The sequence below is a fragment of the Phycisphaeraceae bacterium genome (assembly GCA_020639155.1).
Taxonomy (GTDB): domain Bacteria; phylum Planctomycetota; class Phycisphaerae; order Phycisphaerales; family UBA1924; genus JACKHF01.
The window spans coordinates 358,955-384,764 of the sequence record JACKHF010000001.1 but is presented as its reverse complement, the minus strand read 5'-3'; the positions used below and the strand labels follow the sequence as shown (position 1 = coordinate 384,764).

21 protein-coding genes are annotated in these 25,810 nt (G+C 56.4%); 13 read left to right on the top strand and 8 right to left on the bottom strand.

Going from position 1 to position 25,810, the window contains the following annotated elements; all coding sequences use genetic code 11:
- Positions 1-82: 82 nt before the first annotated feature.
- Positions 83-1,594 carry a hypothetical protein gene (locus H6815_01685; GenBank protein ID MCB9859139.1) on the bottom strand — a complete coding sequence of 504 codons (1,512 nt, stop codon included), beginning with the start codon at positions 1,592-1,594 and terminating at the stop codon, positions 83-85.
- 503 nt (positions 1,595-2,097) lie between these two features.
- On the opposite strand from H6815_01685, the gene H6815_01680 reads away from it, so the two are divergent.
- The gene (locus tag H6815_01680) at positions 2,098-3,888 is read left to right on the top strand and encodes a TolC family protein (GenBank protein ID MCB9859138.1); all 1,791 of its coding nucleotides are present in this window, start codon (positions 2,098-2,100) and stop codon (positions 3,886-3,888) included.
- Positions 3,889-3,989: 101 nt separating this feature from the next.
- Here H6815_01680 and H6815_01675 read toward each other — a convergent pair whose 3' ends face one another.
- Entirely contained in the window at positions 3,990-4,961 is a 972-nt protein-coding gene (locus H6815_01675; GenBank protein ID MCB9859137.1) for a hypothetical protein, read from the bottom strand.
- Positions 4,962-5,264: 303 nt separating this feature from the next.
- Between H6815_01675 and H6815_01670 the strand changes: the two genes are divergently transcribed.
- The 6 genes from H6815_01670 (at position 5,265) to accC (ending at position 12,260) form a co-directional block, all read left to right on the top strand.
- Positions 5,265-5,840: a threonylcarbamoyl-AMP synthase gene (locus H6815_01670; protein MCB9859136.1), complete on the top strand. Its 576-nt coding sequence runs from the start codon at positions 5,265-5,267 to the stop codon at positions 5,838-5,840.
- A 171-nt stretch (positions 5,841-6,011) separates the two neighbouring features.
- Positions 6,012-7,475 carry an isocitrate dehydrogenase gene (locus H6815_01665; GenBank protein MCB9859135.1) on the top strand — a complete coding sequence of 488 codons (1,464 nt, stop codon included), beginning with the start codon at positions 6,012-6,014 and terminating at the stop codon, positions 7,473-7,475.
- A 74-nt stretch (positions 7,476-7,549) separates the two neighbouring features.
- Positions 7,550-8,050: a hypothetical protein gene (locus H6815_01660; GenBank protein ID MCB9859134.1), complete on the top strand. Its 501-nt coding sequence runs from the start codon at positions 7,550-7,552 to the stop codon at positions 8,048-8,050.
- Between the two features lie 44 nt (positions 8,051-8,094).
- Positions 8,095-10,155, top strand: a complete 2,061-nt coding sequence (gene asnB, locus H6815_01655) for an asparagine synthase (glutamine-hydrolyzing) (GenBank protein ID MCB9859133.1) — start codon at positions 8,095-8,097, stop codon at positions 10,153-10,155.
- 230 nt (positions 10,156-10,385) lie between these two features.
- Positions 10,386-10,856, top strand: coding sequence for an acetyl-CoA carboxylase biotin carboxyl carrier protein (accB, locus tag H6815_01650; GenBank protein ID MCB9859132.1), 471 nt, complete (start codon positions 10,386-10,388; stop codon positions 10,854-10,856).
- Positions 10,857-10,916: 60 nt separating this feature from the next.
- On the top strand, positions 10,917-12,260 hold the full coding sequence (gene accC, locus H6815_01645) for an acetyl-CoA carboxylase biotin carboxylase subunit (GenBank protein MCB9859131.1): 1,344 nt from the start codon (positions 10,917-10,919) through the stop codon (positions 12,258-12,260).
- A gap of 2 nt (positions 12,261-12,262) precedes the next feature.
- Here the strand turns inward: accC and H6815_01640 are convergent, their stop codons facing one another.
- A complete protein-coding gene (locus H6815_01640; GenBank protein MCB9859130.1) occupies positions 12,263-13,216 on the bottom strand; it encodes a toll/interleukin-1 receptor domain-containing protein in 954 nt (317 codons plus the stop codon).
- A 23-nt stretch (positions 13,217-13,239) separates the two neighbouring features.
- Positions 13,240-14,502: an insulinase family protein gene (locus H6815_01635; GenBank protein MCB9859129.1), complete on the bottom strand. Its 1,263-nt coding sequence runs from the start codon at positions 14,500-14,502 to the stop codon at positions 13,240-13,242.
- A gap of 303 nt (positions 14,503-14,805) precedes the next feature.
- Between H6815_01635 and H6815_01630 the strand changes: the two genes are divergently transcribed.
- The gene (locus H6815_01630) at positions 14,806-15,477 is read left to right on the top strand and encodes a hypothetical protein (GenBank protein ID MCB9859128.1); all 672 of its coding nucleotides are present in this window, start codon (positions 14,806-14,808) and stop codon (positions 15,475-15,477) included.
- Between the two features lie 127 nt (positions 15,478-15,604).
- On the opposite strand, the gene H6815_01625 is transcribed toward H6815_01630, so the two are convergent.
- Entirely contained in the window at positions 15,605-15,961 is a 357-nt protein-coding gene (locus tag H6815_01625) for a hypothetical protein (protein MCB9859127.1), read from the bottom strand.
- A 333-nt stretch (positions 15,962-16,294) separates the two neighbouring features.
- On the opposite strand from H6815_01625, the gene H6815_01620 reads away from it, so the two are divergent.
- The gene (locus tag H6815_01620) at positions 16,295-16,627 is read left to right on the top strand and encodes a hypothetical protein (protein ID MCB9859126.1); all 333 of its coding nucleotides are present in this window, start codon (positions 16,295-16,297) and stop codon (positions 16,625-16,627) included.
- 174 nt (positions 16,628-16,801) lie between these two features.
- Positions 16,802-18,067, top strand: coding sequence for an amidohydrolase family protein (locus H6815_01615; GenBank protein ID MCB9859125.1), 1,266 nt, complete (start codon positions 16,802-16,804; stop codon positions 18,065-18,067).
- A gap of 42 nt (positions 18,068-18,109) precedes the next feature.
- On the opposite strand, the gene H6815_01610 is transcribed toward H6815_01615, so the two are convergent.
- Complete coding sequence (locus H6815_01610) at positions 18,110-18,319, bottom strand: hypothetical protein (GenBank protein ID MCB9859124.1); 210 nt, start codon at positions 18,317-18,319, stop codon at positions 18,110-18,112.
- A 129-nt stretch (positions 18,320-18,448) separates the two neighbouring features.
- Between H6815_01610 and H6815_01605 the strand changes: the two genes are divergently transcribed.
- Together H6815_01605 and speA are read left to right on the top strand one after the other, a co-directional pair.
- A complete protein-coding gene (locus H6815_01605) occupies positions 18,449-19,291 on the top strand; it encodes a phenylalanine 4-monooxygenase (GenBank protein MCB9859123.1) in 843 nt (280 codons plus the stop codon).
- Between the two features lie 137 nt (positions 19,292-19,428).
- On the top strand, positions 19,429-21,465 hold the full coding sequence (gene speA / locus H6815_01600; GenBank protein MCB9859122.1) for a biosynthetic arginine decarboxylase: 2,037 nt from the start codon (positions 19,429-19,431) through the stop codon (positions 21,463-21,465).
- 5 nt (positions 21,466-21,470) lie between these two features.
- On the opposite strand, the gene H6815_01595 is transcribed toward speA, so the two are convergent.
- Both H6815_01595 and H6815_01590 read right to left on the bottom strand, forming a co-directional pair.
- Entirely contained in the window at positions 21,471-23,030 is a 1,560-nt protein-coding gene (locus H6815_01595) for a PDZ domain-containing protein (protein ID MCB9859121.1), read from the bottom strand.
- Positions 23,031-23,064: 34 nt separating this feature from the next.
- On the bottom strand, positions 23,065-24,240 hold the full coding sequence (locus tag H6815_01590) for a DegT/DnrJ/EryC1/StrS family aminotransferase (protein MCB9859120.1): 1,176 nt from the start codon (positions 24,238-24,240) through the stop codon (positions 23,065-23,067).
- Between the two features lie 511 nt (positions 24,241-24,751).
- Between H6815_01590 and H6815_01585 the strand changes: the two genes are divergently transcribed.
- The gene (locus tag H6815_01585; GenBank protein ID MCB9859119.1) at positions 24,752-25,639 is read left to right on the top strand and encodes an efflux RND transporter periplasmic adaptor subunit; all 888 of its coding nucleotides are present in this window, start codon (positions 24,752-24,754) and stop codon (positions 25,637-25,639) included.
- The last annotated feature ends 171 nt before the right edge of the window (positions 25,640-25,810 follow it).

Sequence of the window (25,810 nt, the reverse complement as noted above, 5' to 3'; positions counted from 1 at the left end):
GAGGACTGTACGCGCTGCGTACAAAGAAAAACCCGATCAAACGCATTGTTTGACCGGGCATGTGGTTCTCCTAGGCTCTGGCTTACCTGTTCTCGTCTGGTACATAGACGAAGTCGCTGTTTGGCGCACCAGCGGGAGCTGGGTTTGTAGTATTCGCCGGCGTTGATGAGGTTGGTGTTGCGAGGGAAGACCCCGACTGCAGAGTCTCAATGCTGACGGGATCAACAATGTTCAGGTTGACCCCTTTGCTCAGCTTTGTTTCGCCAACAACGCCCACAACACGTCCAACCATCGCGCCGAGATGGAACTTCTCAGTCGGCTTGATGTACGCAAGCGTCCGCGGATACGCCTCGCCAACAGACTGGATGCGATACATCATGGGCATGCGATCACCGTTGTACACGGCGCTTGTTTCCAGTCTGCCGATGATGTTGTACTTCCGGGTAGGATCCGTGAGTTGCAGACGTTGCTCGACCGTCTGGTTGATGCCCTTGATCTTTGCGAGTTGCTCTGCCTGATCCCGGTAAATCCCCTGCAGATCGCGGCGCAGAACGAGCAACTCAAGCCGCTGGCTCAACACCCGATGCATCGACGCATCCTCGATTGGATCGAGTTTGGCAAGCGCAATCTGATACTCGTTGATAAGCTCGCTGAACTCTGCCGTATGGATATCCTGCTTCTGCACCGCGTCGAATGCGTTCAGCAGCGGCATGTATTTCTCGTACGGATCCTTGGGTGTCGTCTTTTCTATCGGAGTGCCACCAGGATTCTGGGTTGGGTCGATTGCAGGAGAAACCTCGGTCGAAGGATCGACTGGTGTGCTGGTGTTGTTGCCTGCTGATGTTGGCGTTTCTGTGTTTGGAGAAAGTGGATCGGGTGTTTCAGTTTGAGTCGATGTGTTGTTTGCTGGCTGAGGTTGCGCTGTGTTCTCTGCGGAGTTTTCGTTTGTTGTTGGTGTGTTTGATTCGCTCGTCTGGGTTGGTGTTGTGACCTTCCCGGTGTACGACAGCCCCAGCATGGCAAGCCCCGCCTCATGCTCCTTAATCTCTGTCGGAGTTGCATCCCGCACATAGCTCTTGTGGACAAAGGCCCGAGCACTGAGCGGGAGTTCGACCACATAGATTGACTTGCCCGAGCTGTCCTGTTCGGTCGAGAGTACCTTGAAGGCGTCGGTTGTTTTCACCGGAGGCTCAAACCGAATGAAACGCCAACTGCCACGAGCGCCATATCGCGTGTTCTTTGCCTTCACTGCGTTTGCGTTCTTTACAAAGAGCGTGGAACCATCGCTGCTGATTTCTGCATCTTCCGCCTTCACGTACGCAGTCGATCCGGCGGGGTACGACACGCGGTACCAGTTGTCACGCTCTGCATCGGCGCGCAGTACAAGATCCGCGGGCGGATTGGCGACGACGTAGTTGTTATCGCTATCGCCAGCCCGAAGCACAGCATCCGCTGTTGTTGTCGTGATGAAGTGGGGTGTCATAGCGATCATGTCGTCCTGAGCAACTGCATTGCTCGCAAGCATTAGCGTGCTGCTGATGACGATCGCGGTTGAACCGAACCACTGGCCGAAGCGAGTATGTGTGTGTGCCATGGGAAAAACCTCCTCTACTGCCCGGGTATCAGCCAAATCAGCCGATTTTCGCCAGCATGGCATAATCTCCCACGCAGCACCCAAACGTCGGGGCTGGGTATTTGGCATGCCATGGAGCGATCTCCAGTGTACGCCGACGCAGGAGCATTTCGGACCAAATCATTGGAACGGGGCGTGTCGGTTGCTCGTGAAAAAACAGGGGGTATGCCGAGATCGTGTTGACAACGTGCATCTCAGCGTGGGAGTGGTATTTGGGGCCTACCAGCGCAACAATGGATTGCACCAGCGGTCGGGCTGTCAGGCGGTGACGGCACCTTGGTTTCGCACAATGATGCCCATATACAGGGCAATGTGGAAAACCCCGCTCGATAAGTGACAACAATTCGACCGCGTCGGATGTGTGACACCCGCTCAGCATTGAGCGAACTCTGATCCGCACGTCGAGCCGGGTCTCTCTGGATCGTCAGCAGAATGACCAGAAGAGCAACATGAGGGAAAGCAGTATGAACCTTCAACCACGACCCACAGACACACGCAGGGCTTGTCTGAGCGCGCTGGGGATATCCGCAGCCTCTGTTCTTGTGCTTCTCTCGGGCTGCGCATCGCCATTCCAGCCGACAGGCCAGGAAGAGATGCGCACGCAGGTGCTCAACTCACTCGCGCGCGAGCTTGCTCGCTCAAACGAGTACCCCGAAGCCCAGACCGTCCATCGCGAAACATCGAGCGATGTCCTCGGTATCCGCCCCGAGTTCATGACCGAGGTCGAGCAGATGGCAGGCCCCGACTCATACACAGCGGACATGCTGACGCCGGGCGAGGATCTGTTCGGCCAGCCAGTCCGCGTTGCCCGCATCGGGCTCGAACGTGCGGTACGAACTGCGCTTGCGAACAACCTGCAGACCGCCTTTGCTCGTTTGAATCCCGCGATCTCGCGCGAGCAGCTTGTCGAGGCGCAGTCACAGTTTGACACGGTGCTCTTCGCGGACAGCACGTACTCGAGTCTGGATCAACCTCGAACACGCCAGACTGTTGGGTCGAACACGATCGGTACCGGCGCGTTTGCTGAAAACTCAACAACGCTCAACAGCGGGTTGCGCAAGAGACTGGAAACCGGAGCGACGCTGGCGGTTCAGCAGGATCTGACGCTGACAGACTCACGCACACCGAGCCAGACCTCCGATCCGGATCCGTCGAATCAGGTCGCCTGGACCCTGCAACTTACTCAGCCGCTGCTGCGCGGGTTCGGTTCTGATATCTCTCTCGCGTCAGTTCGTATCGCGCGTAACGCCGAGCGGAGCGAGATCGAGGCACTCCGCGCGAATCTCATCCAGCTTGTGACCGATACCGAGCAGGCGTACTGGAATCTATACGTTGCTCAGCACGACGTGATGATTCTCGAACGCAATCTTGAGCGGGCGCGCGAAACCCTCCGCCAGATCGAGCTTCGGGATTTCAAGACGAACAGCGCCCAGATCGCAAGTGCGCGTGCCGATGTGCAGTCCCGAATCCAGAATGTCATCGAGGCGAGAAACACGCTGAGCGTGACATCGGACACACTCAAGCGATTGATCAACGATGATGAACTCACGCTTGGGTCGGATATTCTGATCCTGCCAAGCGACATCCCCGCAGACGAGACCACGACATTCAGCATCCGTGATTGTCTTATGACCGCGATAGAACATCGCCCAGAACTCATGCAGGCGGTGCTTGGGATGGATGACGCGTCGACACGGGTTCGTGCTGCAAACAACGCGCGTCTCCCGCAACTCGATCTGCAACTGCAGGCGAAGCTGAACGGGCTTGACGACGACTGGGGTAGCGCGTGGTCGGAGACCGCCGAAGGCCAGTTTGTTGACTATCTTGTCGGTTTGAACTTCGAGTATCCGCTCGGAAATCGCGAAGCCGAAGCTATATATCGACGTCAGCGCCATCAGCAGGCCCAGGCATCGCTCTCATACCGCGACGCGGTGCAGGGGGTTGTGCAGGAAGTGCTGACCGCCCTGCGTGATGTCCGGACAAACTACATTCTGATCGGTCAGGCAGAACTCAGCCGACTTGCAGCCGCCGAACAGCTGCGAGTACTCAATGTTGAGAAACAGTTCACCCGTGAGAACTCGATCGCGCTGCTGAATGAGGAACTTCGCGATCAGGATTCGCTGGCCAACGCCGAACGACAGGAGATCCGTGCAATCGCAAACTATAACACCGCAATTGCTCGCCTGTATGCTGCGATGGGCACAAGCCTTGAACGAAACAGGATCGACATGCAGATGCCCGGGGTCGAGAACTGATGAGCCAAAAGCGGCGCAGGTGATGTGATGTAAACCAAAGACACCCCGAGGAGTCTGAATCCACGGGGTGTCTTTCTTTTTTCGAGTCCGAAGTGGAACAGTTACGGGCAACCGTTTGCGTACTCATTGCCAAAGCAGATGTAGTCAAAGATATTCAATGTTCCGCTGCCATCACAGTCTGCATATGGATCGTTGTTCGCATATGCGTTGCCGAAGCAGATATAGTCAAAGATATTCAAGGCGCCGCTCCCGTCGCAGTCCGCGTAGCACGGCGCATCGATCTGCACAAAGTCGAGATTGTCCCACGCGACGCCGTTGCCTGCGTTTGTGCCGCCACCGAACATGCGGAACCCGGTTGCCTGTGCCGGTGCGCCAGCGGTGCCTCCCTCAAGATACACATCGACCAGTGTCGCGCTTGCCGTCGTACCGGTTGAGAGATCCGTAATTGAAACATCGGTGATCTGGTTTGCACCAAAGTCGATCGTGGTCTCGAAGTGGTACCAGAAGTTCTGTGTCAGCCCTGTCCACTCAGGCCCCGGCGATGTGCCCGGTGCGACGGCTGGGGTTCCTGCAGCATCATACCCAAGATAGAACGCCTGCCACTTGGGGCCGCCAGCCAGATCAACATATGAGAACAGATGAATGTAACTACCCGAGCCTGGGTACGGTTGAACAGAAAAACTCCCAAAGTTGTTTGATTGTGCGACCGCAGGATCGGAAATGCACAGCGCGTCATATGACACTTTCCACACACCCGTACCCCATGCGGCACCGGTTGTGATGTCGCGCTGCGCACGCGCAAAGGTTGGGTTGGCCGGGCCAACACCCAATGTGAAGTTGTTCCCGCCGTTGGGATTCTGTGGGATGCCAGCAGGATTGCCGGCGTACGTGTGTACAAATGCATCCACGCTTGTTGTGCCTGCGGGGATGTAATACCCATCCTGCCCTGTGAGCAGTTCGCCTGCGGCAGAAGCAGTCAACCCCTCAAAGTCCTGCGCGTACTGCGCCAACGTGGGCGTACCAATCGCCCCGACCAGCACGGCGCTGGCCAACACTCTGTGACTCCGTTTCATGATCGTTTCCTCCTTCGGGTTCCCCCGTGGCGCGTTGCGCCTGCGTGCGAGATCCAGTCGAATCAGCACAAAGACGATATTGAAGCTGATTCGTTCGATATCAGTAGAACACAAAGAGCAGACACTGTCAAGCAGTCCAGTTGGCAGCACGTACCGAGTCTTGTTTTTTCCCTGTAATCTTGAAAGTGGTACGAACAGATTGTGAATATAGTTACAGAGATTGTACCGAGTATTCCCACTTCGTTCGTTGTTTGTACTCATTCCGAAATGTCAGCGCTATCACAAGACATCTGCAATGCGGCATTGCACCTGAGGAGGGGTGCAGTAGTTGCGTTCCCAACTGAAACTGTCTGGGGACTGGGTGTGCGCGCAGCCGATGCACTCTCAGTTGAGCGGTTGTACATACTCAAGGGCAGACCGCGCAACAACCCGATGGCGCTCCTCGTGCGCGACGTACACATGGCGCGATCGTGCGCATCGAACTGGTCTGATGGAGCAGAGAAACTTGCTCGCGAGTTCTGGCCCGGCGCGCTCACACTCGTCGTGCCGTCCGCATCTCACATCCATCCCATCATTACCGCGCACTCTCACACTGTCGGGCTGCGCTGCCCGGATCACCCGATCGCGCAGCAGCTGATCGCAGCACTTGATGAGCCGCTTGTTGCGACCAGTGCGAACGTGTCCGGGCAATCCGCGCTGGCTTCCGCCGCTCAGGTGCGTGAAACATTCGAAGATCGAGTCGGGCACGAACTGTTCGTGCTTGATGTGCCATCGGAATCCAGCGGCTCGCCATCGACGGTGTATGACGTTGAGAACAGACGGGTGCTTCGTGAAGGCAGTGTCACACAAACCATGATCGAGCATGCACTTCACAGGTGAACTTTGAATTTGCGCAAAGTGTGATCAAAACTTGGTTCTTCCCGGACGTTGACAACGCCCGGCTTGCTCCAGACCCTATCTTCGGGCCGCTTGTCCCTCCAAGCCGATCATGAGTTGACCTCTCGCGGAGACCTTTCTGGCATGACTGACACACAATCCTCCTCTTCAAAGATCCGCATTGCGATCGCCCCGGGTGATGGCATCGGCCCCGAGATCATGGACGTTGTCCTTGCGATCTTCAAAGCTGCTGGCGTGAATGAGTCCATCGAGTTTCTGCCGGCTGAGATGGGCGAGGCGGTGTTTGATAAGGGCATCACGCGGGGCATGACCGATGAGGCTGTGTCTACCGTTGAGTCCTGCGGGCTTCTGTATAAAGGACCAATGGGTACACCGAAGGGTGGGGGTGGCAAGTCCATCAATGTCACCGCTCGCAAGATGTGGGGAGCATTCGCGAATCTGCGCCACTTCCGAACGCTGCCCGGCGTCGACACGGTGTACTCGCGTGCGGGCCAGGAAATCAACATGTACGTCGTTCGCGAGAACGTCGAGGACACGTACGGTGGGATCGAGCACAGGCTTACAAACGACGTGACGCAGTGCCTGCGCCTGATCAGCGCGCCAGGGTGCGATCAGGTCTGCCGGTTTGCGTTCGATACCGCGAAGAAACTCGGGTTGACACGGATCCATTGCGGCCACAAAGCCAACATCATGAAGCTGACCGATGGCATGTTCCTCGAGCGCTTCCGCGAGATTGCCCGGACTGAAAACGAGATCGTGTCCGAGGATGTCATCGTCGATGCACTCTGCATGAATCTCGTCATGCGCCCCGCACAGTTCCAGATGGTGGTGCTGACCAACCTGCAGGGCGATATCGTGTCCGATCTGTGCGCGGGGCTTGTCGGTGGGCTTGGGTTTGCGCCGAGTGCGAACATCGGTGAGCACATCGGTATCTTCGAAGCAGTTCATGGCACCGCGCCGGATATTGCTGGCAGAGGCATTGCTAACCCGACCAGTCTGCTGCTGTCGGGTCTGATGATGCTCCGCCATGTCGGGCTTGTGCGCACAGCAGCAATCATCGAGAACGCGCTGCTTGCAACACTCGAAGCGGGTGTGCACACCGGTGATTTCGGCGACAAGAACACGCCAAGCGTCGGCACGATGGACTTTGCAGGCGAGATCATTGATCGCATTGGGGCAAAGCCTGACTCGACACCTGTCCGCGTTCCATCGCAGGATGTGCCGCAGTTCTCACCACCCAGTCAGCCGAGCAAGCTCCGCATGATGCGAGCCAACGATACTGGTGAGCGCGCTATGACCGGTGCGGATGTGTATGTGCAGACGATGAAACTCCCGAGCGATGTTGCAGAAGCTGTAAAGACTGTGTGCCAGGGAAGCAAGTTCGACTTATCGATGATCTCAAACCGCGGCACGCAGGTCTGGCCGACCGGCTCTCTGTATACCGAGTGTGTCGACCACTCATGCCTGAGATTTGCGGCGAGGGACAACGGAACCATTACCCAGAACGATGTGCTGAAACTGGCAGAGCAGATCGGCACAGTGTGCCCCGTTGTCAGTGTTGTGCCGCTCCAGCACTTTGACGGCCAGCGCGGGTACTCGCTGGCGCAAGGCCAATAAGCACGCATAATCAAGGTCGTGCTGTGACATGTCTGTGACGTGAGCAGTGTCGAAGTGATGTATACTACTGATCGATGAAACCCGCTCTTCATTTTCTCGCAGCGATTGCTGCTTGTCTGGTACTTGTCGTGATTGCGGCGCGTCTGCCCGGGCCTGCAAGCTCACCATTGGTTCAGCCGGAGGGATCGGAATCCAGCAAAGCACCATGGAGCGAGGAATCTCTCCAGGAAGCGCTGACCGTTGGCACATCGTCAGAGAAGTCAGACGCACTTACATACGTTCGCGATGTGCTGGCTGTACGCATGATGCATGAGGTCATCGAGTTGATCGACGATCCCTCGTCGCTCCCACGAGAGGGTGACACAGGGTGGGGGTTTGTCGGGCATCAGGCTGCAACCGTTGTGGGCGATCTTGCATTTGCCATAGATCGCATCAGTATTGAGCACAAAGGTCGAAGAGAGTACTCGTTCTTCGACGACGCGTATCTCGGTGGTGAAGCGCTGAGCAAATCGGGCAGACTGGTCGAGGTCCGCGACAACTGGCGGCGTTGGTGGCAGGATCACATCAACAGGTGACGAGTGGTGATGTGTGACGGGTTTCGCTCATATCCTCCCGTTCAATGTGCGGCCTTGGATGCATCATCAGATACCAGAAGCAAGCACTGCTTGCGCCGGATCGTGCGATTCCGGAGGCGTGGCTCAGCGCGATGGATCCCGTCCTCTCACGCCGCGGGCCCGATGCTCGCAATGTCTGGCGGACACGGGTAACGCTTGCTGATGGTGCGGTGCTTGATGTTGCAATGGTCCATCATCGACTCAGTGTCATCGACCTTACAGATGGCGCGCAGCCGATGGTCAGAGAAGGGGTTGGTGATCAGGGTACGATCGCGGTCATCTTCAACGGGTGCATCTACAACCATCGCCAGCTTCGCACGGAACTTGAATCGCTCGGTCATGTCTTTGCAACGGATCACTCAGACACGGAGGTGCTCATCCACGGCTGGCGGCAGTGGGGCAGGAAACTCCCGAACCATCTCGACGGCATGTTCGCGTTTGTTCTGTGGGACGAGAAGCAGAAGACGCTCGTCGCGGCTCGTGATCTCGCTGGTGAGAAGCCGCTGTATGTCTGGGATGATCCTGCAAGTTTCGATGATGATCACGTCGTTGTCTTCTCAAGTGCATCAAGCGCGTTGATGCACTGTGTGCACGCGATAGGTGATGGTGTCGCCGCTGTGGATGCCCAGGACAACGACGCGAGAATGCACGCGTGGATGGAGTTTGGTTTTCTCGACCACCCAGCCGAGCAGCACACGCATCAGGTTCCTGCACGATCGATCGAGTCGTGGAGTTGCTCTCGATCGGGTCTCAGACATGTGTCGCAACGCTGGCGCGAACTGCCGACCAGAAAACCAAAGCGGTCCGTCTCATTCGACGAGGTAAAGTCGAAACTTGGAGCCCTCATCGATACAGCGGTCGAATCGCGCCTGGAAGCGGATGTTCCCGTTGGATGCCTGCTCTCGGGTGGGATCGATTCGGCCCTCGTCGCACATGCTGCACAGAAAGCACTCCGGAAACAGGGCAGAACACTCCGTACATTTACGATGCGCATGCCGGATGCACGCTACGACGAATCTGCGCGAGCCGAAGCGGTTGCAAAGGCACTCGGCACGGACCATACGACGCTCGACGTGCAGCCGAATGTTGCACAGGACATGATTCAGCTGATCGAGTTCCTCGGGCTCCCGTTCGGTGACAGCTCATTGCTCCCGACGTACTGGGTGTGCAAAGCTGCGCGAGAGCACGTGAAAGTCGTGCTGACAGGCGACGGCGGTGACGAGCTGTTTGCTGGGTACGAACGCCATCGTGTTTCTGCGATGCTCCAGCGATGGAAGAAGCTCATTAGATTCATGCCCGCGTCCCTGTTTCCAGATCGCGATCCAAAGTCGAGATCAAGCAAGATCAGGCGATTGATCGAGGCTGCACGAGGAGACGGGTATCCCGATCTGCTGCGAATCAACTGCGTTCGACCAAAGAAGCAGGACTGGTGGCCAAACGAGACCATCATGTACAACATGGCCGATCCGATGCGTGCGGATTTCTCTGTGTACCTTCCGGACGATCTGCTCCGCAAGACGGACACCGCATCGATGTTCGTCGGGCTCGAAGCGCGATGTCCGTTGCTCGCGCCCGAGATCGTTGAACTGGGATTGTCGACACCGGTCGATGTGCTCATGCAGGGGAACACAACCAAGCCGATACTCCGTGCGCTGGCGCGCGATCGACTTCCGGCAGACGTTGCATCCCTGATTGCTGACGGCCCCAAGATGGGTTTTGCCATCCCCATCGGCCAGTGGTTCCGCGACGACACCGGCGGCGTGCGGACACTGCTCGAAAGCTACCTTGCAAGGCGCGAGATGTTCCCCGGTGTTCCGAACTCGAAGCTCAACAACACGCTGATCGCGCGCTGGCTGAAAGAGCATGATGCTGCTGTCAAAGGCACGGGGCGCGACTTTGTGGATAGCCGCGATTGGAACAGTGCATTGCTCACACGTTGGTGGCAAGAGCATAATGCTGTCGGATGCAGCAAGGGCCGGGACCACTCGCAGCGTCTGTACCTTGCGCTTGCAATGGCCATCTGGTGCGACTGGCGTGAGCGAGTACTCTCCACTGTCCCGGATTGATCCATCCTTTGGTCATTCTCACCAGTTCACGCGATGTTTTCCACAATCGTAGATTCGTGACATGTCAGGGTCGCAACCGTCACACTCCCTCTTTATACTTCTGACCACGCCGGAATCCATCCCAGCCAGTCATGGCGGGGTGTCGGCTGGCCTTGTGCAGATCGCTTTCCAGCGAGTCTGCCCGTGACATCATGCTTTTTCATTCGGCTTTGGCCGCTGGGTTATACAACATGATCGACATCAGAAAGCTCAAGGAACTTGTCAAACTCATGGTCGAGAACGATCTCTCGGAACTCGATCTCGACGACAAGGAAGAAAAGGTTGTCATTAAGCGGGGCGGTGTGGGCGCACCCGTCGTGCAGTATGCCCAGCCCAGTGCACCTATAGGGATGCCATTCGCGCCGGCTGCTGCGCCGAGTGAGAACGGCACCGCAGCGCCCGCTGCTGGTAATGACGACGGGTTGATCGTGGTCGAAAGCCCGATGGTCGGCACGTTCTACTCCAAAGCCAATCCGGACGCAAAGCCCTTCGTCTCGGTTGGTGCGAATGTCTCCAGCGACTCCGTTGTCTGCCTCATCGAAGCAATGAAAGTCTTCAACGAGATCAAGGCAGAAGCATCGGGCACCATCGAGCGCGTGCTGGTCAACGACGGCGACGCGGTTGAGTTTGGCCAGAAGCTGTTCCTCATCAAGCCAGCATAATCCACCACACGCCTTGTCGTTCCCCTTCACCATCTGTGTCTCAGAGAGCGATACCAGTCCATGCTCAAAAGAGTTCTGATTGCAAACCGTGGCGAGATCGCACTGCGCATCATGCGCGCATGCCGTGAACTCGGCATTGAGACGGTCTGCGTCTATTCGACCGCCGACAAGGATGCACCGTACCTGAAACTCGCCGATGAAGCGATCTGCATCGGTGCCGGCCCGTCAAAGGACAGCTATCTCAATATCTCGCGCATCATCGCCGCTGCTGAAGTGACCGATGCCGACGCGATCCATCCCGGGTATGGGTTCCTGTCAGAACGTGCAGACTTTGCTGCCGTCTGCCGCGACTGCAAGATCGAGTTCATCGGCCCCAGCCCCGAGGCGATGGCAAAGCTCGGCGACAAGGTCGAGTGCAAGCGCGCTGCAAAGGCTGCCAAAGTCCCCATCTTCCCCGGGTCAGAGGGCGCGATCGACGACGAGGACGAAGCAGCAAAGGTCGCTGAGGAGATCGGGTATCCCGTCATCATCAAAGCAGCTGCTGGCGGTGGCGGTCGTGGTATGCGCGTCTGCCGGAACGAAGCGTCACTGCGCACCAATCTCCGCGCAGCTGCGCAGGAAGCCAAGGCTGCGTTCGGCAACGGCGCTGTCTTCATCGAGAAGTTCCTCGAAGAGGCTCGCCACATCGAGGTGCAGGTGCTTGGCGACAAGCATGGGCACGCTGTACATCTCTACGACCGCGACTGCTCCGTGCAGCGCCGCCATCAGAAGGTCATTGAAGAAGCGCCCGCGCCGGGCATCGATCGCAAGAAGCGTGAGTCCGTGTGCGAATCTGCTGCCCGGCTCATCAAGTCCGCCGGGTACGCGGGCGCTGCAACCGTCGAGTTTCTGATGGACAACAAACAGAACTTCTACATGCTCGAGGTCAACACGCGCGTGCAGGTCGAGCATCCCGTGACAGAGATGATCACCGGCATCGACATCGTGCAGATGTCGATCCGCATCGCGTCGGGGGAAGCGCTTCCGTTCCGTCAGAAAGACATCGATATCAACGGACACGCGATCGAGTGCCGCATCAACGCCGAGGATCCCGATCGCAACTTCATGCCGTCCGCAGGCGACGTACACCAGTGGGAACTACCCGGTGGCCCCGGCGTGCGCATCGACTCGCACGTCATCCCCGGATATCGCGTCCCTCCAACATACGACTCCATGATCGGCAAGCTCATCGTCCACGCGCCCGATCGTGCTGCTGCGATCGAACGCACCGCACGCGCGCTACGCGAGTACAACGTGGGCCCGATCAAGACCACCATCCCGCTCCATCGCAGACTGATGGAACAGTCTGAGATCCGCACCGGTGGCGTTGATATCCACTATCTGGAACGGCTGTTGAAGCAGTAGAATTACTTGAATTTGATATTGCTTATTGCGCTTTTGACATGGCCTTTATGATCCTCGATCAATGCCTGCTGCTGCTGGTCCTTTAGCCAATGTTTTCTTGTTAGTGCAAAGTACTCGCTATTTGCTTTTTCAACAGCCATTCTTAGAGTTTTTGTATGTGTATCTCGCAGAAATTCAACTGTTGTGCGATCTAGTATGATTCGATCACCTTGTACTTGTGCAATGCCGGGTTGATGCATTGTGGTATATTCTTCCGGGTGGTTCCACGCTTGAACAAAGAACTGTCGCCACTCCAATGGAGGGGACTGGTTTAACTTGATTGGAATCGAGTAAAGGGCTGAGCCAGGAGTGCCATCATTTCGTGGAGTCCCTACTTCATCTTCTAGGACTTGAATAATTTCAACAGGACTAAACTGTGATTTCTCAACTGGTTTAATGTCTGTTATCTTTTGCCGAGGTGTGGCTGTTAGTGGTTGAACAATCGGTGGAGCTTTTTCTCGTCGATCAAGCATCGTGGCTACAAGCTCATCGAACTGCTCCTCAGAATATGGATTATCTGACAAATCAATGTCGCTTTTACCCGTGAGCCAGGACGGTATCGCTGATTGCCTTGTGCCCGATCGCAATATCGGTATGAACTTGCGATGGTTGCTCTTGGTGAAGACTTCCGCTGTAATGATTGTGGACTCATACCCTACACCACCTTTACGCTCTTCCGACTTTTGTTTGTATATTGGGGTGCAGACAATGAGTACGTAATTGCTTTCACGAACCCTTTGCTCCATAAACTCAGGAAGCGGATCTCCGGGTGCTACTTCCCATTTGTCGATTTTCGCGTCAATGCCGTTGTTTCGTAGACGAGCAGCAAGATCCTTAACCCACGTTCTGTGCTGCTCACTGTCCCAAGAATACGAGATAAATGCTACTGGAGGATGTTTATGTGCATCGACTTTCATTGCGAATTGTAGTCGGGAAGTATTTATACACCCTCCGGTGCCTTCAGTGCTGCTGGTCCGAGCGTCTGGATCGTGGCGTGTGCGAGTGATCGCCGCTGCACGTACTCGTTGAGTTGATCCAGTGTCACTGCGTCGATCTGTGCTGCCAGTTCGTCCAATGCGCGGGGCTTGCCGAGCCTGAACTGATCGACCGCGAGCGCCGACGCGCGTGCAGCGGTCGATTCACCCTCGAAGATGGTCGATGCTTTGAGGCCGGTCTTTGCGATGGCAAACTCATCCTCGGTGATCGCTCCTCCGGGTGATTTCAGTCGGTGGAGTTCTGCCCACAAGACATCCAGCGATTCCTGCGCACGGTCGGGCATCGTGCCGACGTAGCAGCTCGTGCGCCCGAAGTCGCGCGATGTCGCATACCCGGCGTTGACCGAGTAGCACAGCCCGCGCTTCTCGCGCACCTCGGTGAACAACCTGCCCGACATCCCGCCCGAGAGCACCTGCACCATGAACCGTTCGAGGATGCAGTCCGTGTGCGACTCTGACGGCGCATCGAACAGCACCACGATCTGCACCTGCTGCGAGTCGTCCTCCTCGTGGTGGTACCCGCGAGGTCCCATGCCGGACACCGTTGGAACGGATGCGCTACCCATCCACGACTGCACGAGTGGTGCAATCGCAGCGACGGCGTCGTCGTGCTCAATGTTTCCCGCGAGCGCAAGCACTGATCCATCAGAAACCGCGCGATGATTCCAGTGGCTTGCCACGTCATCGCGTGTGATCGCCTTGATGCATGGTTCTGTGCCAAGCCCGGTGCGATCGAACGGCGATCCCATGTGATGCGCGCGTGCTGCCAGCGATGCTCGTTGTGTTGGATCATCCTGGAGTGACTCAAGCCCCATCAGGGCAAGAGCACGAGCGGGTTCGATGGAGCCCGACTCGAACTTCGGCATCTGCACCATGTCGTTGAGCAACGATAACGCGCCAGCGACATGCTGCTGCATAACTGTCGTGCCCAGTGTCATGTGCGTGGATCCGGACTGGATGACGCGGGTCATGCCGATGGCATCGCACGCGTCGGCTTGTGCTTTGGAATCGAGATCTCCCGCACCGCGGAACATCAGTTCCTCAACCACAACCGAGAGTCCGAGCCTGTTCTCGGGCTCTGTGGTGTAGCCAGCGGGCACAAGCCATCGCACACTTACGGACTGGAGCCCGGGTATGTGCTCGGTGATGACGGAAAGTCCGTTTTCAAGTGAGGTTGCTCGGATCAGCGCAGATGTGGACAAGGGCACAGGATTCTCCAGTGGAAAGGGGTGTTTCTTTCAGCACCAATAAAGCGTAGGTGTTATGTAACCACCGGACGTGCGGCCCTGCGGTCCCGTATTGCCGGTGTCCGCGATTGCATATCGGGCTTCTGATGGTGCAAATCTATATGGAATCACCCATCTGATGCGCATAACCGGCGCGGCAAACCATGGGTTATGCGCCCGAGATGTCCAGTTGTTGGTTGAATCGGCAGATACATGTATGCAGCGCACGCAACGATTGTGTGCGCGAGGGGTTACCCGCACAGTGCGGGCAGTTGAGGCATGCACATGCGGTGGTTTGTCGATCTGCTTGTTGTCATTGCTGTTGTCACTGCAGCATGTGGTTTCATTTGGCTCAAGGGCCAGAACCGCATCAAAGAGACCGATGTCAACGCGCTCATAGAGAATCGTGAACGGCTTCAGGTCGAGATCAAGGCGCGTGCTGCTGCCAAGGACGCAGTTGAACTGAACAGTAGAGGCTGGCCGAGAAGTGTCAGCGTCCAGTGGTTCCTGACAAACTGCCCATCAAATCCGCTGCTCCGCGGCGATCGTCCCTGGATCGAGATTGCCAGCGAACTCGAAGCCTACCTCGAACATCCGCTCCATCGCGCTGCGACACGGGCAGAGCACGCGACATTCTGGTATAACCCCTACAACGGCGTTGTTCGTGCTCGCGTGCCCATGCAAACGACAGATGATCAGACACTCAGGCTGTACAACCTGGTGAACGAGTCGAACCTGCCGACGCTCCACACAATCGAGTCCATGCCGAAAAACGATATCGCGCTGCGAGATTACATGCGGGTTGAGTCGCAGATCCGGCTTGCGCGCGAAGCAGAACTGCGGACAAAGGCGGCTCAGGCAGTCGAGTTTGTGGAAGAAAAGCACGAAGCACCCGATTGGGCAGAGTTGACTGAAGATGAACTCGACTGGCTGCGCACCAACTCCATGCCGCTCTAAAATGTGCCGATATTGCATCGAACATGCAGCGATTTGCGCCGAAATCGCAATGTGTCGGAGCGTTTTGAGATCATTTGTTCACCGTTCACACGAGCATTGAGGCATTACTTAAAAGGATAGATCCGCTTCATAGCTGCTTGTGCTGAACGCAGCATTGCTCATGTGTCCATGATGCAGATATCCGAACTTGCAAGTTCATCCTCAAGCTGTTGAAATGGATCGACAACACATGCCACGAAAGTGCGTAATGCGCTTCTGAGCAGATTTTTTGTTGAGTTGCGGTCGTATCAGCACTCACAATGTGAAAAATTTTTCTCTTGTTCACTTCAGTTGCTGGATTGAGTTTGATGGTGGATGACGCTTCGATGTAGTCGATCATTGCCACATGGTGCAATAGAAATCGCAGCAACAGCGGCACTCGCATTCTTGTGCGATATTGCTCTGTTTTTGCGGATTTTGGCGTGCTGCTCCGTTTGTGTGCCATCGGAAGCAGATTGGGTGTACGTGTTGTTTGCGCGAGTCAGCATAGTTGAGTTGGTGCGAGATGAAGCGCCACTGCAATCGACAGAACAGAGATGAAATCACATGTCATATGCGAACATCACTTGACACATGCATATGTGTTCGTTCAAGATTACGGTGTTGGCTTGTGTCGGTTGCTGCTCAAGAAATGATGCAGGACCAACCGATACCACGCCAGAGCCGGGTTGTGCTTGTGTCGCGTGGCGACGATGTACCGAGCCGGCCCATACAAGTTTGCGAGTCAGAACGTGATGATTCTGCCGCAACAAAGAACTTCTGATCAGGAGAATTTCAGATGGCAAAGAAACGTGCAACCAAGAAGCGCGCAACCAAGAAACGCGCAACCAAGAAGGCTGCAGCACCCGCCAAGAAACGTGCAACCAAGAAGCGCCGCACCAAGAAGAAGGCAGCTGCAAAGAAGGCACCTGCCAAGAAGCGTCGCACAAAGAAGAAGGCTGCTGCAAAGAAGGCACCTGCCAAGAAGCGTCGCACAAAGAAGAAGGCAGCCGCCAAGAAGGCACCTGCCAAGAAGCGTCGCACAAAGAAGAAGGCTGCTGCAAAGAAGCGCACGACCAAGAAGCGTCGCACAACTCGTCGTAAGACAACAGCGATGATGCCCGCATTCTGAGATAAAAATGGCGTTCTGATCCGGCCATGCACCAAACAAAGTGTCCCGACCGGATCTGTCTCAGGAACATAGATTATGTTCGCCACCGACCGGAGCTTGCACAACGCAAGCTCCGGTTTGTTGTTGGATGAAGCGGTTGCTCTGTCAGTGTGTCCGGGCTGATTACACTCTGAGATGCGGTTACAGAAGACAGGGCTGATCGAGCACCATGCACACCTTGCCCAACTAGGTCGCTCGCTGTCGATGATCGATATGACTCGTTGTGAGTCTGTTGAGATGTGCCTTGATCAGATCTCTGCCCGGATACGCATGGCTGGCAATGAAGAAGTGGGCTGGGTTCTCGCGCATGGAATGCGCGTGGAGGGGTGGAGCCACCAATCACCGCCGACGAGGCAGCAACTCGATTCTGCCTCCGGGAACAGACCAGTTGTGGTGTGGTCGTTCGACCATCACATGATCGCTGCCAGCAGCGCGTCTCTGGAATCAGCGGGCATCAGGCGAGGTACGCCGGATCCAAACGGCGGCTATATCGAGCGTGATGCCGCGGGCGATCCGACCGGTCTTGTGCTGGAACGCGCAGCTCACATCGTCTGGGATGCTGTGCCCGAACCCAAATCGGATCATCGTCGTCGGCACGTTGTCGATGCGATGGAGTTGCTTGCTTCCCACGGATTTACCGAGGTGCATGATCTGCACGCGCCAGTTTGGCTTGGCCCGATGCTGGGCGAGATGGATCGCACGTCAGGTATTCCACTTCGCGTACGGTTGTTTCCACCAGTAGCCGAACTGGCAAAGATCGCAAGCGAGGTAGATGCATGGCAGACTGATCGGGTAACTCTGGGTGGTGGAAAACTCTTTGCAGATGGCACACTCAACAGCCGAACTGCGTGGATGCTCCAGCCGTTCAAGTGTCCGATTGCTGGGCATGAGTGCGGCACGCCCATGTACACAGTTGAACAGATAGACGAGGCGATTCGTGTGTGTGACAGGCTGGACTTGCCGCTGGCAACCCACGCGATAGGTGACGGTGCTGTGCGGGCAATGCTTGATGCGATTGAACGCGTGAGACCAAAGAGCCAAGGCCAGCGAATCGAGCATGCGGAGCTGATAGATGAGCAGGATGTTCCGCGGTTTGCTCAACTGGGTGTGATCTGCTCTCCCCAGCCATGCCATCTGCTGACAGATATTGAGGCGCTCGAAAAATACCTGCCGCATCGTCTGGAACGGGTCCTGCCGCTTCGCGAAATCATCGATTCCGGCTGTACTCCGGGTGAGTTGCTCGTATTCGGTTCCGATGCTCCGATTGTGCGACCACATCCAGAGGATTCAATTCGGGCTGCGGTGTATCGCTCGCGCGTCTCAGAGCCTGATCGCACGATTGCACCAGATCAGGCAGTTTCAGAAGCAGAGGCTTGGGCTGCGTTTGGTGCAGTCGGGTGAAAATCCGGTTCATGTATCACGTCAAACGGCAACAGGGTGTTGTTACATATGAAAGAGCCTGCGCAAGCCGCCAAACAGCGTGCTCCGTACTCTGCCCTGCTTGATGCCTTCTGCAACAGGATGCCCATCGCCTCGCAGTTCCTTTGTTTCGGCGGATCGCTTCGCGTGTTGAGAAAGCGCCTCACCGAGTCGCTTCTGTGGGTCTCCCTGCTTCCCGCTGAGTTTCTCGTACAGAAGTGGGTCAATTGTCATCGCGGGCTCCTGTTGCTGGATTGCTTGGATCGTGCACTAGAATGTACAGGAGAAAGCGGGTTTATGCAATCCTGTGGCTCTGCACGAGTTGATGGGTTCGCATAATCCAGACCCTGACAGGAGGCAATCATGCGTGCTGATATTGCATACAACGAAGTGATTGATGGCGAGGACTTTCGTCGAGCTCAAGCAGCCGCAGATGCATCTGGTGACCTTCCTGCGGAACTGATCGACCCGGACAAGTTCTATGTGACACAACTGTGGGATCGCTACAACGAGGAAAACCATCGGACGTGGCGTGAGTTGTATCACGAACGCTATGAGACACTTGAACAGCAGGCATCGCGCGTGTTTCTCAATGGTCTGAACGCGATCGGTCTCACGCCGAATGAGGTGCCGCGACTTGAAGATGTGAACAAAAATCTTGCTCCGTTGACTGGCTGGCAGAGCAAAGCAGTGCCGGGGTACCTTCCTGCAAAGTCATTCTTTGCGTGCCTTTCAAAGCGTGAGTTCCCAGCGACGATTACCATCCGTCCGCACAAGCTGAAGTATTACCTGCCAGAGCCTGACATCTTCCATGATGTCTTCGGGCATGTGCCTTTGCACGCTGACCCGATCTTTGCGGACTTCCTGCAGACCTACGGCAAGGCAGCGCTGCACACAGACGATCCGTATCACATCGAACGCCTTGGCAGACTCTTCTGGTTCACGGTTGAGTTCGGACTCATCAAAGAAGATGGCAGGAACAAGCTCTATGGATCAGGGCTGATCTCGTCGATTGGTGAGAGCAAGTTTGTGCTCTCATCATCCGATGTGGATCGAAGACCGTTCAACCTTGATCTTGTCTGCGACACCCCCTTCGAGATCCATCACTACCAGCCGATCGTGTATGTGCTTGAGTCGTTTGAGCAGCTACGCGACGCGATGAACTCGTACTCAGAGCGTTTGCTGAACGAAGCAGTGGGGGTTTGACCACGGCTGCCGATGAGGGTTCTCAAGCTTCGGGACTCGCCCGACTGCGGCGTGTGCCGCACCCACGTCGGTGCTGATTGCAATCGCACCCAACCTGATTTCCACTGCATGTGTGCGGATCCCGTCTACAGTTTGGCATGACACAAACCGCTGAGTCACAGGACACTCTCCCGACAGATCAGGCCGAGTCCGAAACATCACCCTCACAGGACAGGTGGTCAGCTGCGCAGTCGGCAGAAATGTATGGGCTGGAGGCGTGGGCTGGTGGGTATTACGCCGTCAGTGAACGGGGCACTATTGTCGCTCAGCCCATGCGCACCGAGGGTCAGGGCGTTGCAGGCGCGATCCCACAGATTGATCTGCATGAACTGATTGAGGGGCTCAGCCAGAGAGAGATCTACACGCCTGTACTCATCCGCTTCACGGACATGATCCATACGCGCGTGCGCGAGATCTTTGGCGCATTTGCCGATGCGATCCGTGATAACGAGTACAAGAACACCTATTGCCTTGTCTATCCCATCAAGGTGAACCAGCAGCGACAGTTGTGTGAGGAGATCCGCGACGAGCATCAGGTCTGTGGCGGCGGTCTGGAAGCCGGCTCCAAGCCCGAACTGCTCGCGGTGCTTGGACTCACCAGCACCACACCCGATATCCCAATCATTTGCAACGGATTCAAGGATCGTGAGTACATCGAGATGGTGGTGCTCGCGACAAAGCTCGGCAGAAAGATCATTCCGGTCGTCGAGCGTTTTCACGAGTTGAATCTGATCATCGAGATCTCAAAGCAGTATGGTGTTCGACAGCCGATCGGTCTACGCATCAAGCCGACCGCCTCCGGTACCGGTCGATGGCAGTCCTCTGGCGGTGTGCGATCGAAGTTTGGTCTTGCTGCACCTCAGGCACTTCGCGCGCTCGAGTATCTCAAATCGCTGGGGATGGAGGATCAACTCGAGATGATCCATTTCCACATCGGCTCGCAAGTCTGCGATATCCGCCGGTTCAAGACAGCTATCAACGAGCTCTCCCGTTTCTACGTGGAACTGGTCCGGCTCGGCGCGGGGCTCAACACAATCGATATCGGTGGAGGACTCGGGCTCGACTACGACGGCTCGCAATCCACATTTGATTCCAGTGTCAACTACACCCTACAGGAGTACGCAGCCGACGTCGTGTACCGCATCAAGTCATCATGTGATGATGCAGGGATTCCGCATCCACGCATCATCTCAGAATCAGGTCGGGCGGTGTCGGCAAACTCCAGCGTGATGGTGATCGACGTGCTGGGCCGAGCGGAGTTTCCCAGCGTGCCAGATATGCACGCGATGCAGGCAGAGATCCGCAAGGACCCCGAGACCCCTCAACCGGTGCTTGATCTGCTCGATGCGTACGACCGGCTCTCCTCCGGTGAGTATCTTGAGGTCTACCACGACGCTCTGCAGGCAAAGGAAGAGGCTGCGACGCTGTTCAATCTCGGGTACCTGTCGCTCACGATGCGTGCGCACTTTGAACGGCTGTTCTGGACAACCTGTCGCGGGGTGCTCGAACTTGCAATGAATGAGGATGAGCCGCTGCACGACGATCTGCGCGATCTGCCCGTCCTCCTGAGCGAGATCTATTTCTGCAACTTCAGCCTGTTCCAGTCGCTCCCGGACTCGTGGGCGATTGACCAGTTGTTTCCAATCTGCCCAATCCATCGGCTGAACGAGGAACCGACGCAGCGTGCTGTGCTGTGTGACATCACCTGCGATTCGGACGGTCAGATCGCAAAGTTCGCATCGCCGGACTCTCGCGAGTACAAGGAAACGCTGGAACTGCACACACTGCTCCCATCAACAAAGCCGAACGAGGAAGTCCAGCCCTACTACCTCGGGCTATTCCTTGTTGGAGCATATCAGGAGGTGCTGGGTGATTTGCACAACCTGTTCGGTGATACGCATGTGGTGTACGTGAGTCTGACCGAGGATGGCGGGTACATTATCGATGAGATCATCGAGGGCGACACGGTCGAGGAGGTGCTCGCGTACGCCCAGTACGACTCAAAGCAGCTTGAACGCATGATCCGCAAGGAAACGGAACGAGCGGTCAAGTCAGGGAAGTTCTCGGTTGCCGAGAGCAGGGCGCTCCTGAAGTTCTACGAGATCGGGATGGAAGGGTACACATATCTTGAGTAAGTCTGTTATGGGCGCTGCAGTGTCACTTTGCCAGTGATCTCTTTTCCCCGGCGAAGCACGACAACATCCACGATGTCGCCGGGTTCGTAGTCACCCAGCACCCTGTAGAGTTCGTTCAGGTCGCGCACGTTTCGTCCATCGACCGAGACGAGTACGTCGTTCCGTCGGAATGTGCGAGCACTCCGGTTTCGAACGGCTTTGATCGTTAACCCTTCACCGTTGCCAGCGTCGGTATCAAGTCCGAGTGCCGCTCCTGGAATGCGTCCTGCTTCAGAGACCTCATTGAGATTGCGAACCCACTGCTGGTATTCGCGGTTGACCTGCGTCAGATCGTCGCCCAGTACGCGCGTGATCGCGGTGATTCCCGATGGATCTGCGCGGTAGGTCTCGTCATAGACACGATACCACTCGCCGAGCTTGCCCTGTCTGTACAGGTAGTAGAAGAACGTGCGTGCCATCGCGTAGTTTGCGAGCGGTCGTGTGCTATTGAACCGATCACGCTCCATCTCCGCCAGCGTCTCAATCGGCATGAGTTTGCCGAGTCGTGCGAGTCTTCGCGCGGTGTTGGTTCGATAGTTCTCGCGAATCACTAGATCACCATCCGGCATGATGTCAAAGTCTTCAACCAGCGAGCAAAGCCCCTCCTGCACCCAGACCGCGTGCAGATTGCCAGCACGCTCGTTGGATCGCCAGTGGAGCACGTGGAAGTATTCGTGGCGCAGCGACGTTCCAAGATTCTGCGAGACAAGCTGCTTCTGGTCGTGCAGGTATGAACCGCCGATCTGTTGCGTGCCGGTAATCGCGTTCGAGCCATAGATGCTGACCGCCCATCGCATGAAGTCCTTTGCGTTCGGGAGCACCACACTGACCCACGCATCTACCTTCTCAGGTGTTTTGTTGTCTTCGTTGGAATCTGGAGCCGCTGTATTGGTGTCTGTATCCGGCGCGGGCAAGTTGTAAAAAACATGCTTCGATCCCCACGCAGCAAGCAGATACATCTCGCGCTTTGCCTGCGCGAACGACACGTCGCTGAACGCAGACGCGAAGATCAGACGAAGTTGTTCGTCCTTCTCATACGTATATGTTGGGCCGTACTGCTTCTGAAGGATCTCAAGCGTCTGGTCGGATCGTGTCTCGCGGATCAAATCCCACTTATCGATGAGATTGATAAACCGTGGATCATCGCGCAGCGGGTTCAACTGCGGATCATTGTCAAGCAGTGTGACTCGATCGAACCCGAGTTCGACAGCCTTGCGAAGTGCTTCCCACGCGTCATCGACTTTGTCCTGCATCGACAGCGCACACGCGAGGTTGTACCACGGCACAAAGTTTGTCTGCTGAAGTTCAATCTGTTTCCGGAACTCGGCTTCAGCTTTGGCATAGTCGCCAGCCTGCATCGCTTCGAAAGCGATCTTCTGATGCTCGAATCCCCTGTTGTCCCAGGTTTTGTCGATCGGTTGCGCAACGGAAAGCGAGGCAGAGGCGCACACAACCCCGGCAGCGATCGCTGCGCCTATCCGAGTGGGGAGATTGAGCCGGAGGTTCATCGACACGGTCTGATGCATCGGCGATGCATCGGTTCCGCCTGCGGCAGGTTGATTACGCCCGGTAAGCGTCAGCAACCTTCGTCAGTGCCTCACGCACGATCCGGAAGTGGTCCTCGGTCAGCGCGTGGTGCATCGGGATGCAGAACACGCGCTCGGACAGTTTTGCAGACACGGGCGGGTGTTCTGTTACAAACTTCGCAAATGCGGGCTGGCGCGTGAGCGGCTTGGGATAATGCACTGCGTTGGGAACCCCTTCAGCGGCCAGTGCCTTGATGAACTCGTCGCGTGTGCAGGTGAACTTTGCAGGATCGAACTTCACGGTGTACAGGTGCCACGATGGTTCCGCGTTTGGTGTGTGTGTCGGAGCTTCAAGGCCGTCGATCTCTGCAATGATCTCGTCGTAGCGCTTCGCAGCTTTCTGGCGATCGTGCGTCTGGTCCTGAAGTGTGTCCAGTTTCGAGCATCCAATTGCGGCAGTAATGTCGTTCATGCGGTAGTTGAACCCGATCGACTCATGCAGGTACTTGTCGGTCTCGCCGTGCGAGCGGAGCATCCCCATTTTCCGTGCGATGCCGTCGTCGTTTGTCATGACCATGCCGCCCTCACCCGTGCCGAGGTTCTTTGTGGCATAGAACGAGAACGTTGTCGCGTCTCCATAGGCACCAAGTCCCTTGCCGTTGTAGCGTGCCAGATGGGCCTGAGCAGCATCAAAGATGACGTGGAGATTGTGCTTCTTTGCGAGGGTGAGGACGCCGTCGATGTCAACAGGCATGCCGTAGAGATGCGTGCACGCGATGGCTTTGGTGTTGGGTGTGATGCGCTTTGCGACATCATCAACATCAATCTGGAATGTGTCCTCGCGAACGTCACAGAACACGAGTTTGCAGCCAGCCGCTGCGAGCATGGACGCAGTCGCGATGTATGTCCACGCTGGGACGATCACCTCATCGCCTGGCTCAAGCATTGCGCCATACGCGAGTTGCAATGCGCATGTGCCGTTGGCACACGTCAGCGCGTGCTTTGCATCGCTCATGCTCCCGAACCGCTCCTCGAACTCCGCGCATTTCTTTGCCTGGCGGAGCATGCCGGACTTGAGCACCTCGTTGGCTGCGTCGATGTCCTGCTGCGTCAAACCCAGCGACATGAATGGCACGGGTGTCGCTGAGACGGGCGAGCCACCATTGATCGCAAGCGAAATGGTGTGGTCGGTCGCGGTGGCATTGGGCATTCGTGAGCTCCGTGTGGCGTGATGTGGAACTTGTCCGCCAAACCGGCGGATATACTCCCGTCGCACCCAAACCGACTGGTGGTCCGGGTGCTGGAGCGGTACGATCATGCAGTGATCGAGCCGGCTGGGACCAAAGGGTAGCTGAGAAACGCGAAAAGTCGCGATAATCAGCCCGAACACGTGCTCAACCCCAAGACGCAAGCTGTGAAAACAGCATTCCGTCGAAGCTGAGCAATCACATAGATATAGGACGTTGGACAGGCGATGTGTTCGTGCGCGTCCTGATGTTCCGGAACAATCCCGCAGTGCTCCGAAAATGTGGGAGGGAACGATGCGGAGTTTCCCCGCATTTTGATTGCAGAGAATGAACCCACTCTCATCTCACCCAAGGATTGGCAAAGCATTGTGAGAGTGAAACTCACCGAAGGAAGAGACCATGCAAAGACTGCTATCACGCTCACGTCTAACCTCGTTTGCCGTTTGTGCAACGCTGTGCAGTGGAACACTGGGCATGATCGCATTTGCCCAACCGGAAGCACCGGCTCGGAATCGCAGTGCGACACTTTCGAATCCGGAACTGAAGTCGTTTGATGGATACTGGGGATTTGCTGATCCTCATCATGACACGACCATGGGATTCAACTTCCCGACCGACATCGCAGAGGTGCTGGTGAAGGTCGGGCAAAGTGTGAAGGAGGGCGAACTGCTCGTCCGCGCCACTGACTCAGAAATCCGCGCTCAGGTTGAGTTGCAGCGTCGGCGTGTGGTGAACACCTACGAGGTGCAAGCGGCCAAAAACGAGCTTGATTTGCGCGAAATTGAGTTCCAGAATGAGGAGACTGTTCGGCAGAAGGGGGGCGGACAGTCGTCAGAGTGGGAAGCTGCGAAGGCACGACGCGATGGCGCTCAGATTGCGTACGAAGCCGCAAAGGAGAGCATGGAAGAGCAGAAACTTGTGCTCGATCGACTCGAAGCGCAGCTTGCGACATACCACCTCAAAGCGCCGTTTGATGGCACCGTCGCAGCGGTGCAGGTAGACAAGGGACAGGTGCTCTCGCATGCAGATCCGGTTATTCGGGTTGTTGATGTGAGCAAGCTGACCATGCTCGCGCTCGTTCCGAGCAACGAAGCGCTCTCGCTGGGCCTGAAGAAGGATGACGCCGCGTGGATTGTGCTCGATGTGCCGGGAGAACTGCGTGTGATCAAGGGGAAGGTGACCGAGGTCAATCCCGTGATCGAGTCTGCCGCCCGACGGATGACAATTCGCGTCGAGTTCCCGAACCTGCTCAGCGTGCCGGCTGGTCTTGATGCGTATGTCAGGTTCACAGAGCCGCAGGGCGAGTGGGCCGCGCGCATCTATGCTGCAGAGAACACAACAGCTGGGGCTGGTGGCGAATAACCCAAAGCGGGTACTCGGTCGTTGGAGCAGAATCCGGACGTCGTTCGGACACATCATGCGGACCAAAGATTGTGTTGTGACAGTGTTTGCGACGCGTTTTGGCTGCACAATCGCTGCCTTGGTGTAATATGTGACAGTGACTGAGTTTCGCTCGTGAACTGATATGTTCAG